This window comes from Ideonella sp. A 288 (genome assembly GCF_002198735.1).
In the GTDB taxonomy this organism is placed as follows: Bacteria; Pseudomonadota; Gammaproteobacteria; order Burkholderiales; family Burkholderiaceae_C; genus Pseudaquabacterium.
Genome location: NZ_MWLO01000161.1, coordinates 39,966 through 53,557, shown reverse-complemented (window position 1 = coordinate 53,557; position 13,592 = coordinate 39,966). Strand labels below are relative to the sequence as shown.

Below are 13,592 nucleotides of genomic sequence, written 5' to 3'. Positions count from 1 at the left end.
TTCCGGCCCGCAGCGGCCTTCAGCGGCCCTTCTGGGCCCGCATCGCGGCTTCGGTGTCTTCGCGGATATGCCGCGAGATGTAGCGGCTGAAGAACACCCCCATGCCGAGCGTGAAGGCGATGACCGCAGCGCTCATCAGGCCGTAGTCGGTGGTGAAGAAGTCGCGCAGTGCGTGCATCTGGTACTCCAGGGGGTTGTCGACACCCGCCATCAGACGCCAATTGGGCAGAGGCTTCCTTGCGATGCCTCAATCCATAAAAAAAGAGCCCCCCGTGCCACCAGGGCGCGGGGGGCAATGCTCCTCATCGCTGGCGCCGCTGCCTGGATCTCGCGTGAGCGTCATCCAACGCAACGACGACTTGACCTTACGCCAACGCTGCGGCCCTGGCATCGGTAGAAATGCAGGGGAACTTTCAGGGGCGTGAACAATCCTCGGCCAAGCGCTCGGCGTGGACAGGGTCTCACAACGCCGCGGCGGTGCCGGGCGACGACACGCCGAGCGACACGCCCAGCCCGGTGGCGGCCGCCAGCAGCGGGTGGTCGACCGGCACCGAACGGGTGCGCCCGGCCACGTCCACCAGCGGCACGCTGGCAATGTCGCTGCCCGTCAGGGTGACCATGCGGCCGTACTCGCCGCGCCGCACCAGCTGGGCGGCGTGGTAGCCGAACCGGGTGGCCAGCACGCGGTCGAAGGGGGTGGGCGATCCCCCGCGCTGCACGTGGCCGAGCAGGGTGGCACGCACCTCGCTGCGGATCAAGGGCTGCAACTGGTGCTGCAGCAGGGCACCGACGCCGCCCAGGCGCACCGGATCGGGGCTGTCGGCCAGCGTGGCGGCCACCGTCATGCCCTGGCCTTCGGCGCGGGCGCCCTCGGCGATGCAGATGAGCGTGTAGCCCTCGCGGTTCTCGCGCGCCCGGCAGCGCTCGGCCACCACCTCGAGCTGGAAGGGCTGCTCTGGCAACAGGATCACGTCGGCCGCACCGGCCATGCCGCCCTCGAGCGCGATCCAGCCGGCGTAGCGGCCCATGGTCTCGGCGATCATCACGCGGCCATGGCTGCGGGCGGTGGTCTCGAGCCGGTCCAGCGCCTCGGCCACCACGGCCACGGCGCTGTCGAAGCCGAAACTGCGGTCGGTGTGGCACAGGTCGTTGTCGATGGTCTTGGGCACGCCCACCACCGGCAGCCCCAGCGCCTCGAAGCGGTGCGCGATGGCCATGGTGCCGTCGCCGCCGATGGCCACCAGCGCATCGAGCCCCAGCTCGCGCACGCAGTCCATCGCGTCGCCCGATTTGTCGGCGCCGCCGGCGCCGAAATAGTGGAACGGATCGCACTTGTTGTGCGTGCCCAGGATGGTGCCGCCCTGGGCCAGGATGCCGGCCACCGCGTCGACGTCGAGCGGGCGCACCTGCCGCGTCATCAGGCCGAGGAAGCCGCGTTCGATGCCGGTGACGCGGGCGCCGCATTCGTTGATCAGCGCCAGCGTCACGGCCCGGATGACCGCGTTCAGGCCGGGGCAGTCGCCGCCGCCGGTGAGGATGCCGATGTGCATGGGAGGTGGTCTCAATCGATGAGGGTGAGCCAGGACGACAGGTCGTCGGAGAATTGTCGCAAGTCCTGGGCCCGGGTGTAGAACATGTGCCCGGCATCGTAGTAGCGGTGCGTGACGCGCGACAGCACGTCGGCCGGTGCATCGAGCTGAGCCAGCGACCAGTCGCTGGCGGAGTAGGGCGTGCCCAGGTCGTAGCGCCCGCTGGCCGCGAACACGCGCAGGTGCGGGTGGCGCCGCAGCGCGCGCGACAGGTCGGTGCTGGTGCAGGTGAAGCCGTTGGCCTCGCCCATGCCCTTGCCTTCGCCACGCAGCCACGTCCAGGCCTTGTTGACGTCCATGTTCATCACCTCGTAGCGCGCATCGGCGGGGATGCCCAGCGAGGCGTAGTAGGCCAGCGCCGACGCGGTGTAGGGCGCATTCAGCGCGTCGATGCCGGGGTCGAACTCCCATTGCCCGCTGCGGCTGGCAGCGGCCGGCCCGGTGCAGCGCGACTCGAGCCGCCCGACGAGGCGCCCGCGCGAGCGCAGTGCCTCGGTGAAGAAGCACTGGTCGCTGATGCGCAGGTTCTGCTCCTCGATCAGTTGCAGCGGCAGCCCGGTGAGCTCGGCCATGCGCCGGGCGACGCGCTGGCGCCGCGCGCCGTCGAGTCGGGCGCCCAGGTGCAGCGCCGCCAGGTACTCCTCGGCCACGAAGGCCTCGGCCGCCTCACGCGCGGCCTGCGACGAGGTGCCCAGCGGCCCGCTGAGCAGGCCGTGGTACTGCGCCGTGTTGGCGTAGCCGGGCAGGAACAGCGCAAAGGGCAGGTCGTTGCGGGGCGCGAAGACGAGCGACTGCAGGTCCATCGCGCACGACACGAGGATGAGCCCATCCAGCGCCATGCCCATGTCGAGCAGCTTGTCGGCCAGCGCCGCGCCGCGGGTGGTGCCGTAGCTTTCGCCGGCCAGGTACAGCGGCGCGCCGAAGCGGCCGTTGGCGGCCAGCCAGGCGCGCATCACCTCGGCCAGCGCGTCGACGTCGCCGTCCACCGACAGCATGCTCTTGCGTGCCTCGTCGCTGGCGGTGATCGAATAGCCGGTGTGCGGCGGGTCGACGAAGACCAGGTCGAAGTGCACCAGCCAGGTGAGCGGGTTGTCGACCAGCTGGTAGGGCGAGCGCGGCATCGAGCCGTCGTCGAGGATGGGCACGCGCTTCGGCCCCAGGGCGCCCAGGTGCAGCCACACCGACGACGAGCCGGGCCCGCCGTTGAAGGCGAAGCACACCGGCCGCGGTGCCGGCCCGGTGGGTGCCACGGTGTAGGCGATGGTGAACACGGCGGCCTGGGGCTCGCCGCGGTCGGCGCCGAAGCCGGCCTTGGCCACCGGCACGAACGCGGCTCGCACCGCGTAGTCGAGTGACTGGCCACCGTCGAGACGGACCGAGCCGGTGCTGTGCACCGGAGCGCGAGTGAGCAATTCCTCGACCTTCTCGCGCTGTCGCCGTGCAGCGTCGTCGGGTTTGGTCGCGGGTGCGGAGGCAGGTCGAACGGTGTCGGTCATCGGGTGGGCGGTCCGGGTGGGCAGTGAAGGGCGAGTTCGACAGAGCAGGCTGCGTGGCCGACGATACAAACGTCAATCGGCGAAGAACTGCGCCAGGCGCGCCAGGTCGACATTGCCGCCCGAGAGCACGACGCCGACACGGGCACCGCGCAGGTCGAGCACGCCCTCGAGCAGCGCGGCAGCGGCCAGGCACCCCGTGGGCTCGACCACCTGCTTCATCCGTCCGGCCAGGGTGCGCATCGTGGCCACGAGCTGCGCGTCGGTGACGGTGACGATGCTGCGCACCAGGCGCTGGATGACAGGGAAAGTGAGCGCACCGCTGGAGGTGGTCTGCGCACCGTCGGCGATGGTCTGCGGCACCGCGATCGACACCAGGCGGCCAGCGGCCAGGCTCTGCTGGGTGTCGTTGCCGGCTTCGGGTTCGACGCCGTGCACGGCGATGCCGGGCAGCAGGTGCGTGGCCGCGACGGCGCAGCCCGAGATCAGGCCGCCGCCGCCCACGCACACCAGCAGCGCGTCCAGCGGGCCGGCCTGCTCGATGAGTTCGAGCGCGGCGGTGCCCTGGCCGGCCATCACGTCCGGGTGGTCGTAGGGCGGCACGACGGTGGCGCCGCGTTCGGCGGCGATGCGGGCGCACAGCGCGGCGCGGTCTTCGGTGAGGCGGTCGTAGAGCACCACCTCGCTGCCGGGGCGCCGGCCCTGGTAGCCGCGGGTGGCGGCCAGCTTGGCCGCCGGCGCGTCGCGCGGCATCACCAGCACCGAGGGCATGTCCAGCAGTTGCGCGGCCAATGCCACCGCCTGCGCGTGGTTGCCCGAGCTGAAGCCGACGACGCCGCGCTGGCGCTGCTCGGGTGTCAGGCGCGACAGCGTGCTGTACGCGCCACGGAACTTGAAGGCGCCGCTGCGCTGCAGGTGTTCGGCCTTGAAGAAGACCCGAGCGCCGGTGCGCTCGTCGAGGTGGCGCGAGGTGAGCACCGGCGTGCGGTGGGCCACGCCCTTCAGGCGTTCTGCCGCCGACAGCACGTCGTCGAAAGTGATCGCGAGTTCGGTCATGCCGAGAGCATACCGGCTCGAGGGCATGGCCATCGGGACAGGCCCGCGCAGCGGGCCGGGGTCAGTGCCGCCGCCAGTACCCCGGGTTGAATCGCCAGCCCCTGCCGACCCGGCCCCAGCCGTGCGGCACCCAGGCGTGGCCGTGCCGCGGCGCGGCCCATTGACCTGGCACCCAGTGATAGCGGCCGCCGCGCCAGCCCCAGTAGCCGCCCAGCCACAGGTGGCCGGCCACCGGGGCGACACCGACAAGCTCGTACTGCGGCGCGGGCGGCGGCGTGTCGACCACTTCGCCGGCGGCCGGGTAGCCGCCGCCGTACGGGGTGCCGCCGACCGGTGCGACGACGCAGCCGGCCAGGGCCAGCGCGAGGCCCCCGGCCAGCACCAGGGTGGCGCGGCGACGGTGCAGGGTGGGTGAGGGCATGCGGACCTCCGTCGTGGACGTGGCGATGCCGACTCAACGCCCCGGTGCGCCCGCCCGGCCGACCGCGGCGGACCGGTTTTACAGGGGCTTTACATGCCGGCCGCCGGGCCCTGGAAGCCGTGGCGGCGGAAGGTCAGCACCAGGGTGTCTCGGTGGCCCCCGGTGGCGTCGAGCGGCTGGATCGGCGTGGTCTCGTGGATCACCCGCTCGTCGTCGAGCAACAGGGCACTCCAGGGTTCGCCCAGGGTGAAGCGCATGCCTTGCGGCCCCAGGGCATCGAAGACACGGGTCTCGCCGCCCTTGATACCCACTCGCGAGACCAGGATCACCACCACCAGGTCGACCCCGTCGCGGTGGGCGCCTTCGGGTGTGGGGCGGCCGATGCCGTCGGTGGTGTCGATGCGGAAGGGATGCGCCTCGACGGCCCAGCGCGCCTGCGGATCGTGGCGCAGGCGCGCCGCGCGGTCGGCCAGCGCGACCAGCAGTCGGGCCCAGTCCGGGTCTTGCGCCAGGGCCTGGGGTAGGGGCTCGAACCAACGTTCGATGCCACCGTGCAATGCGTTGTATTCAACCGGCTGCCAGTGTGCCCTGTGGGGGACGGCGGCCAGGCGGCTGGTGGCCGGCCCGGCCCCGGGCGAGACGACGAAGCAGCCATGGCGGCGGCGCCGATAACGACCGCCGTCGCGCAGGCAGGTGTCGGGCGGCAGGTCATCCCACATCGGCAGCCAGCGGGCCCAGGTGGTGGGGGGCACGTCGGCCAGCCGGGACAAGGCGTCGGCCTCGAGCACGGCGCTGCCGGTCGCCTCCAGGCGGTCATCGAGCACGGCCAGGGCCGTCAGGGGGGGAGTCAGGGTCATGGACAGGTCAAGTTGGTCGAAATTCGGTCGATTCCCGTGGAAAGTATTTTCTGTCAGCGGTGTCAGCCTCGCGAAGTCCTGGCTCGTTAAGGTCTGGTCAGCGATATGAACACGATTGCATTTCACCCCGAGATTCAGGTGCCGCAGCTGGTCGATTTCGTCGACTTCAAGTGGCTGATGGCCAGCGAAGGCCACCGCATCGACGTCGCCCGCCTGCAACGAGACGCCGACTACGGTCGGCAATGCCTCGTGCTGGCGCTGGCCACCCGGTCGACGGTCTTGCACCGGCTGGCGCAGCGCCTGCTGGGCAGCGCCGCAGCCTGAGCCCGCGCCGCCCTGCGGCATCGCGGCCCCGGGCCGCGGGGAATCCGTTTTGGCGGCGGCGTGGTGGCTGTGCCGAGGCGCCCCCCCTCACCGCCGGCAAGCGCCGAAGAGGTCCATCGCCGGGTCGTGCAGGCGCGTGCTCACGTCGAGCAGGCCCAGCACGCTGTGGAACAGGTGGTCGTGCGACGCCGGCTTCGCCGCGCGCTGGCGCACGCAGGCCAGGTCCAGGTGCTGGCCCGTGGCGAACGCGTCCGAGAACCACACCAGCATCGGCACCCGCGTCTGCTCGTCGGGCGCCAGCGCATACGGCAGTCCGTGCAGGTAAAGGCCGTTCTCGCCGAGCGATTCACCGTGGTCGGACACGTACAGCAGCACGGTGTCGTGGCTGGCGCTGGCCCGGCGCAGCCACTCGATCGCCTGCGCCAGCACGTGGTCGGTGTAGAGCAGCGCGTTGTCGTAGGCGTTGACGATCTGCTCGCGGCTGCAGCGCCGCAGGTCGGCGGTGTCGCACACCGGCACGAAGCGTCGGAAGGCGTCGGGGTAGCGGCGGTCATAGGCCGGGCCATGGTTGCCGAGCTGGTGCAGCACCACGAACTGGTCGCCGGCGGGCAGGCTCGACAGCCGCGCGTCCAGCCCCTGCAGCAGCCCTTCGTCGAAGCAGCGTTCGCCGTCGCAGAAGCCGGGCGCGGTGGCCGCGCTCACCGTCTCGTTGGGCAGGCCGTCGCACACCCCCTTGCAGCCGCTCTGGTTGTCGCGCCAGAACACCTGCACGCCGGCCCGGTGCAGCACATGCAGCAGCGTCTGGCTGCCACGGATGCGCGCCTCGTCGTACTGGCGCCGGCCCCAGGGTGAGAAGAGGCAGGGCACCGACACCTCGGTGTTGGTGCCGCAGCTGGTGACCTGTGCGAACGGGATCACGTCGGGCAGCGCCGCCAGCCGGGGCGTGGTCTGGCGCGCGTAGCCGTTGAGTCCCCAGTTGGCGGCGCGCGCCGTCTCGCCGAGCACCAGCACCACGCGCATCGGCCGGCGGCCCGGGGCCGAGGCGCGCGGGCCACGGCTGGCATCCAGTCCGATGGCCTCGCGCGGGCGGGTGGCCGTGCGCGTGTCCTGGCCCAGCACCACGGCCAGCGACCAGGCCACGTTGGCCGGCGTGACCAGGAAGCGCAGCGCCTTCTGGTTGCGCATGGTGGCCGCGGCATCCTGGAACACGCTGAGCAGCGCGGCGGTGCCGATGGCCGCCACGGCCAGCCAGGCCAGCACGCGGCGCCACCACGAGGCCGCCAGCGGCCGCCGCCTCGGCTGCACCCGCCACAGCAGCCACAACGGCGGCACGGCATGCAGCAGCAGGTGCGGCAACAGGGCCCAGGCGAACAGCTCGCGGGCCTCCTTCACGTCGGTGCGCAGCACGTTGCGCAGCATGCTGGTGTCGATGACGATGCCGAAGCGGTCGATGTAATAGCCAGCAAATGCAGCGACCAGAACCAGCAGCGCCAGCAATGGCCGCACCGTCCAGCGGTTGGCGAACGGCGCGATCAGCATGAACTGCAGGGCCACCAGCACCAGGCCCACGGCAGCCACCGTCCCCCAGGTGCCGGGCTCGGCCAGGGCGCGGCCGTCGAGCCAGCCGCGCCAGAAGGCGCCGTTGCCGGTGGCCGCGAACCAGACGCAGACCAGCAGCACCAGCGCATCGGTGGGCAGCGACGGACCGGCAGCCGAGGCGCCGGCGGACAGTCCAGGTCGTGACAAGGTGCGGAACAATCGGCTCATGACAGGGCGGCGCAGTCTAGCCCGTCCGCGTGAACCGCTAGACTGCCGGCGCGGCCGTTGCGGTCGAGTCCCCGCCGCGGGCGGGCCATCCTGCCCGGTGCGGCCCTGACGAGCGATGCGATGCCTCCTGCGCCCTTGCCCAAGGCAGCACCTGCACCCGACGCCTCCGCCTACGAGTGGCTGGACGTCGCCGTGGCCGTGACCGATGCGCAGGGCCGGTTGCTGGTGGCCAACCAGGCCTTCCTGCAGTGCACGGGTTGGTCGGCCGATGGCGCGGTCGGCCTGCCGCTCACCGAGGTGCTGGGCCTTCGCGACCCCATGGCCCAGGCCTGGGTGCAACTGGCCCGCCGGGCCGAGCCGTTCTCGGGCATGGCCCTGGAAGGCCTCACGCGCGGGGGCCGGCCGCTGTGCGGGGCGATCGGCATGCGCTGCCACGATGGCCATGCGCGGGTCTTCACGCTGCAGCCCAGCGCCCCGACCGTCGTCTGGCCCCCCGCCCCGCACCCGGTGGAGCGTCCCGACGGGGCCCTGCCGCGGTCGGTGCAGGTCGAGGACGTGCAGGCGCAGCTGCGCCTGGCGGTCGACCTGGCGGGCATCACGGTGTGGCGTCACGACCTGGCCACGCACTGGGTCGAGGTCAATGCCCAGGGCTGGGCGGTGCTGGGGCTCGATGCACGGCCCGAAGGCCTGACGTCACAGGCGGTGCGAGAGCGCATCCACCCCGACGACCTGGGCGAGGTGCTGCGCTTGTCGCGCCAGGCCTCGGTGCAGCGCGGGCCGGTGGACATCGGCGCCCGCTACCTTCGCAGCGACGGCCGCTGGCGCTACGTGCTGACGCGCACCGTGGCCCAGCGCGGACCGGACGGCAAGACCGCGGCCCTGCTGGGCGTGTCGCTCGACCTGTCCGAGCGTTTCGAGCAGACGCAGCGCACGTCCGAACTGGCGCGCCGCCTCGAGATGGCCACGTCTGCCGCCGGCGTGGCCATCTGGAGCCACCAGACCACCGGCACCGAAGTGCACTGGGACGCCCAGATGCGCCGCCTGCATGGCGCCATCGCCGGCCAGCCGGTGCCCGATCTGGCCACCTACCTGGCACAGCACGTCCATCCCGAGGACCGCTCGGCCGTCGCCGACGGCATGAACATGCTGATCCGGCGGCGCAGCGGCCTGCTCGACCTCGATTTCCGCATCCGCCGCACCGACGGCACCGAGCGGCGCGTGGCCTCGCGCACCTCGGTCGAAACCACCGATGGTCGGCAGATGCTGCACGGCGTGATGCTCGATGTCACCGAGCGCCATGCCGCCGAGGCACGGCTGCGCGAGGCCGACGAACGCATCGCCCTGGCCACCCGGGGCGCCGGCATCGGCACCTGGGAGCTGTCGCTCGAGCACGACTTCGTCTGGTGGGACGAACAGATGTTCCGACTGCGCGGGCTCGAGCCCGCACCGGTGCCGATCCGCCGCGAAGACTCGTTGCGGCACCTGCACCCCGACGACCGCGACCCCATCGACCGCACCATTGCCCTGCCGCTGGCCGAGGGCGAGACGGCGAACTACGAGTTCCGCGTCGTCTGGCCCGACGGCCGGGTGCGCTGGCTGGCGTCGCGCTCCACCGCGATGCGCGACGAGCCCGGTGGCCCGCTGCGCCGCATCGGCATCAATTGGGACGTGACCGATGTGCGCGCCGCCGCCGCCGAGCGCCAGGAGAAGCTGCTGGCCCGGCGCGAAAGCCAGGCCAAGTCGCAGTTCCTGGCGCGCATGAGCCATGAGCTGCGCACGCCGCTGAACGCCGTGCTCGGCTTTGCACAGTTGCTGATGGTCGATGGCGAGCGCATCGACGCCGACACCGCGCGGCAGCGTGTGCGCCACATCCAGTCGGCCGGCGAGCACCTGCTGGAGCTGATCAACGAGGTGCTCGACCTGTCCAGCCTCGAATCCGGCGAGCTGCCGCTGCAGCTCAGTGCACTGCCACTGGACGCGGTCGTGGCCGAGGTGCTGCCGCTGGTGGAGAACCTGGCCGTGCGGCATGGCGTCACGCTGTGCACCGACGCGCTGGCCCACACCGTGCACGCCGATCCCACGCGCCTTCGCCAGGTGCTGATCAACCTGCTGAGCAATGCCGTCAAATACAACCGCCGCGGTGGCCGCGTCAGCGTCGAATCCGGAGCCGAAGGGCCGCAGGTGGTGCTGCGCGTGCGCGACACCGGCCGTGGCATGACGGAGGAACAATTGCGCCACTTGTTTGAGCCTTTCAACCGCCTGGGCGTGGCCGGCGAAGGCATCGAGGGCACCGGCATCGGGCTGGCCATCATGCGCGCCGCGGTGCTGCACATGGGCGGCACGGTGCAGGTGTCCAGCCAGCCCGGCGTGGGGTCGTGCTTCGAGGTGCGGCTGGCCGCGGCCGATGCACCGCTGCCGGGCAGCGGTGCCGCGGCGCTGCCGCCGGCCGCGCCGGCGCAGCCGCCGTCGCCGCGCGCGCGAGGCGTGCTGTACATCGAGGACAACGCGGTCAACATGCTGATCGTCGGCGAACTGATCGGCCGCCGTGCCGACCTGGCCTTCCATGGGGCCACCGACGGCCACAGCGGCGTGGCCCTGGCGCTGCAGACCCGCCCCGACCTGGTGCTGGTGGACATGCAACTGCCCGACATCGACGGCATCGAGGTGCTGCGCCGCCTGCGCGCCGAGCGGGTGATGGACGGCATCCGCTGCGTGGCGCTGTCGGCCAACGCCATGCCGGCCGACATCCAGCGCGCACTCGAGGCCGGCTTCGACGCCTACTGGACCAAGCCGCTCGACTTCGCCGCGTTCATGGCCGAGCTGGACGCGCAGTTCGGCCCGGCACCGGCGCCATGACGCGGGCTTGTCGGCGGTCCAGAACCCGATGACCATCGCCCGACTGCATCGCCCGACCGCGCCCTCTCGATGAGCGCCTCGCCCTCGATCTGGAAGGCGCTGCGCCACGACACCTTCCGCGGGTTCTGGGGCGCCAGCGGCATCTACTTCATCGGCAACGCCATGCAGACCATGGCGGCGGCGTGGCTGATGGTGGAGCGCACCGGGTCCACCTTCCTGGCGGCGCTGGTGCAGACGGCGGTGTTCCTGCCGATGTTCCTGCTGTCGCTGCCGGCCGGCGTGCTGGCCGACACCACCGACCGGCGCCACCTGCTGCTGGCCTCGCTGGCCACGCAGGCCGTGGCGGTGACGCTGCTGGCCGTGCTGCTGCTGACCGGCGTGGCCGGCGGCGGCACGATCCTGTTCCTGACCTTCGTCGCCGGCTGCTGCACGGCGATGCTGTCGCCGGCCTGGAACTCCACCGTCGGCGAGATCCTGCCGCGTGAGGAGCTGCCGCAGGCCATCGTGGCCATGAGCATCGCCTACAACGCCGCCCGGGCGCTGGGCCCGGCGCTGGCCGGCTTCATCTACGCCTGGGTCGGCGGCGGCTGGGTCTTCGCGCTGGCGGTGGCCGGCACCGGCGTGATGATGGCCGCGGTGCACCGCTGGCCGCCCAGGCCGCACCCGCCCAGCCGCCTGCCCGCCGAACGGCTGTGGGGCGGCACCCTGGCCGGCCTGCGCTACGCCTGGCACTCCGAGACCATCCTGGCGCAACTGGTGCGCACGGCGGCCTACAGCGGCGCCGGCTCGGCCCTGTGGGCGCTGCTGCCCGCCATTGGCCAGCAGCGCCTCGGCCTGGGCGCTGAAGGCTTCGGCCTGCTGATGGGCTGCCTGGGCACCGGGGCGGTGGCCGTCGGCCTGGTGATCGGGCCGCTGCGCCACCGTGTCGGGCTCGAGCCGCTGGTGGCCGGCAGCTGCGTGGTCTTCGCGGTGGTGATGCTGGTGGCCGCGCTGTCGCGCTGGGCGCTGCCGGTGTACCTGGCGCTGACCGCCGGCGGCGCGGCCTGGATGGCGGTGATGTCCACCTTCAACACCGCCACCCAGACCAGCGCGCCGCCCTGGGTGCGCTCGCGCGCCACGGCGCTGCACGTGCTCAGCGCGCTGGGCTCGTTCGCCATCGGCTCGGCCTTCTGGGGCGCAGTGGCCGGCGTGGCCGGGCTGCCGATGGCACTGTGCCTGGCCGCGGCGCTGATGCTGGCCGGCATGCTGCTGGCCCGGCGCTTTCCGTTGCGCATGGGCGGCGCGCCCGAGGTGACGCAGGCGGTGCCGTTCGAGGACCTGCTGATCGCCCACGTGCCCGCGCACGAGGACGGCCCGGTGGCGGTGGAACTGCACTACCGCATCGCCGCCGAGGACGCGCCGGCCTTCCTGTCGGCGATCGAGCAGCTGCGCGCGCCGCGGCGCCGCGACGGGGCCACCTTCTGGCGCGTCTACCGCGACCTGGGCGATCCCACGCGCTTCGTCGAACGCTTCATCGTCACCAGCTGGGCCGACTACCTGCACCAGCGCGCCCGCGCCACGCTGGCCGACCAGGAGCTCGAGGCCGAGGTGCGCCGCCACGTCGTCGAGGGCGTGCCAGTGACCATGCAGCACTACATCGCCGAGCGCTGAGCCCGGACACGAGACAGCACCTGCGTGCTGGCTCGTGCCTGGCGAAGGCTCTCGGCGCCTGCAAGCGCCGAAGCTCGGGCCCGGACACGAGACAGCACCTGCGTGCTGGCTCGTGCCTGGCGAAGGCTCTCGGCGCCTGCAGGCGCCGAAGCTCCGAGATATCCGCGCGGCTCCCGGACGGCGCCGCCACTCGAATCAGTGCATCGCGCACCATAGTGATGCGACCCGGCGACATCTTTGATCTGTCATGGTGCAAAACCACTGCACCAACAAAGGCACACAACTTGCTGCCAGTGGTGCGTTTCTGGCCTGCTCTGGTGCGTTCATGCCCCGATGCGGCGCGAACAACCCGTTGGAGACTCCCATGGATCAGGTCAAGCAGGGCACCGACGCCCTGTTCATCTTGCTCGGCGCCATCATGGTGCTGGCGATGCACTCGGGCTTTGCCTTCCTCGAACTGGGCACGGTGCGCAAGAAGAACCAGGTCAATGCGCTGGTCAAGATCCTGGTCGATTTCGCGGTGTCGACCATTGCCTACTTCTTCGTCGGCTACAGCGTGGCCTATGGCGTGAGCTTCTTCACCGGCGCCGAAGCCCTGGCCGCCAAGAACGGCTACGAGCTGGTCAAGTTCTTCTTCCTGCTCACCTTCGCGGCGGCCATCCCGGCCATCGTCTCGGGCGGCATCGCCGAGCGGGCGCGCTTCGGGCCGCAGCTCATCGCCACGGCGGTGCTGGTGGGCCTGATCTACCCGGTGTTCGAGGGCATCGTGTGGAACCAGAAGTTCGGCATCCAGGCCTGGATCAAGGCCACCACCGGCGCCGAGTTCCACGATTTCGCCGGCAGCGTGGTCGTGCACGCCGTGGGCGGCTGGATCGGGTTGACCGCCGTGCTGCTGCTCGGCGCCCGCGCCAACCGCTACCGCAAGGACGGCGGCATCAGCGCGCACCCGCCGTCGTCGATCCCGTTCCTGGCGCTGGGCGCCTGGGTGCTGGCGGTGGGCTGGTTCGGCTTCAACGTGATGAGCGCGCAGACCATCGACAAGATCTCGGGCCTGGTGGCGGTGAACTCGCTGATGGCGATGGTGGGCGGCACGCTGGTGGCCGTGCTGATGGGCAAGAACGACCCCGGCTTTGCCTACAACGGCCCGCTGGCCGGGCTGGTGGCGGTGTGCGCGGGCTCGGACGTGATGCACCCGGCCGGCGCCCTGGTGGTGGGCGGCGTGGCCGGTGCCATCTTCGTCGCGATGTTCACGCTGACGCAGAACAAGTGGAAGGTCGACGACGTGCTCGGCGTGTGGCCCTTGCACGGCCTGTGCGGCGCCTGGGGTGGACTGGCCTGCGGCATCTTCGGCAGCCAGGCGCTGGGCGGCCTGGGCGGTGTCACCTTCGGGGCACAGTTCATCGGCACGCTGCTCGGCGTGGCCTGGGCGCTGGCCGGTGGCTTCGCGGTCTACGGCGTGCTCAAGGCCACGATGGGTCTGCGGCTGTCGGCGGAAGAAGAGTTCGAGGGTGCCGACCTGTCGATCCACAAGATCGGCGCCACGCCCGACCGCGAGGTCAGCTGGTAGGCCCCGGCCGGC

11 protein-coding genes are annotated in these 13,592 nt (G+C 71.7%); 4 read left to right on the top strand and 7 right to left on the bottom strand.

Going from position 1 to position 13,592, the window contains the following annotated elements:
* Positions 1-19: 19 nt before the first annotated feature.
* The 6 genes from EOINJALH_RS29880 to EOINJALH_RS29855 all read right to left on the bottom strand — a co-directional run bounded on the left by EOINJALH_RS29880 (position 20) and on the right by EOINJALH_RS29855 (position 5,416).
* Entirely contained in the window at positions 20-178 is a 159-nt protein-coding gene (locus EOINJALH_RS29880) for a DUF3149 domain-containing protein (protein ID WP_088287210.1), read from the bottom strand.
* A 283-nt stretch (positions 179-461) separates the two neighbouring features.
* Positions 462-1,550, bottom strand: coding sequence for a 6-phosphofructokinase (locus tag EOINJALH_RS29875; RefSeq protein ID WP_088287163.1), 1,089 nt, complete (start codon positions 1,548-1,550; stop codon positions 462-464).
* Positions 1,551-1,561: 11 nt separating this feature from the next.
* Positions 1,562-3,085 (bottom strand): S10 family peptidase, encoded by a 1,524-nt coding sequence (locus tag EOINJALH_RS29870; RefSeq protein ID WP_088287161.1) that lies wholly within the window; start codon positions 3,083-3,085, stop codon positions 1,562-1,564.
* A 72-nt stretch (positions 3,086-3,157) separates the two neighbouring features.
* Entirely contained in the window at positions 3,158-4,138 is a 981-nt protein-coding gene (locus EOINJALH_RS29865; RefSeq protein ID WP_088287208.1) for a threo-3-hydroxy-L-aspartate ammonia-lyase, read from the bottom strand.
* A gap of 61 nt (positions 4,139-4,199) precedes the next feature.
* Positions 4,200-4,559 carry a YXWGXW repeat-containing protein gene (locus EOINJALH_RS29860; protein ID WP_088287159.1) on the bottom strand — a complete coding sequence of 120 codons (360 nt, stop codon included), beginning with the start codon at positions 4,557-4,559 and terminating at the stop codon, positions 4,200-4,202.
* An 89-nt stretch (positions 4,560-4,648) separates the two neighbouring features.
* Positions 4,649-5,416: a 2OG-Fe dioxygenase family protein gene (locus tag EOINJALH_RS29855; RefSeq protein WP_088287157.1), complete on the bottom strand. Its 768-nt coding sequence runs from the start codon at positions 5,414-5,416 to the stop codon at positions 4,649-4,651.
* A 105-nt stretch (positions 5,417-5,521) separates the two neighbouring features.
* On the opposite strand from EOINJALH_RS29855, the gene EOINJALH_RS29850 reads away from it, so the two are divergent.
* A complete protein-coding gene (locus EOINJALH_RS29850) occupies positions 5,522-5,740 on the top strand; it encodes a hypothetical protein (RefSeq protein WP_088287155.1) in 219 nt (72 codons plus the stop codon).
* 87 nt (positions 5,741-5,827) lie between these two features.
* Here EOINJALH_RS29850 and EOINJALH_RS29845 read toward each other — a convergent pair whose 3' ends face one another.
* Positions 5,828-7,507: a phosphoethanolamine transferase gene (locus EOINJALH_RS29845; protein ID WP_088287153.1), complete on the bottom strand. Its 1,680-nt coding sequence runs from the start codon at positions 7,505-7,507 to the stop codon at positions 5,828-5,830.
* A gap of 120 nt (positions 7,508-7,627) precedes the next feature.
* On the opposite strand from EOINJALH_RS29845, the gene EOINJALH_RS29840 reads away from it, so the two are divergent.
* The 3 genes from EOINJALH_RS29840 (at position 7,628) to EOINJALH_RS29830 (ending at position 13,580) form a co-directional block, all read left to right on the top strand.
* The gene (locus EOINJALH_RS29840; RefSeq protein WP_088287151.1) at positions 7,628-10,363 is read left to right on the top strand and encodes a hybrid sensor histidine kinase/response regulator; all 2,736 of its coding nucleotides are present in this window, start codon (positions 7,628-7,630) and stop codon (positions 10,361-10,363) included.
* Between the two features lie 69 nt (positions 10,364-10,432).
* The gene (locus EOINJALH_RS29835) at positions 10,433-12,013 is read left to right on the top strand and encodes an MFS transporter (protein WP_088287149.1); all 1,581 of its coding nucleotides are present in this window, start codon (positions 10,433-10,435) and stop codon (positions 12,011-12,013) included.
* A gap of 364 nt (positions 12,014-12,377) precedes the next feature.
* Entirely contained in the window at positions 12,378-13,580 is a 1,203-nt protein-coding gene (locus EOINJALH_RS29830) for an ammonium transporter (protein ID WP_088287147.1), read from the top strand.
* The last annotated feature ends 12 nt before the right edge of the window (positions 13,581-13,592 follow it).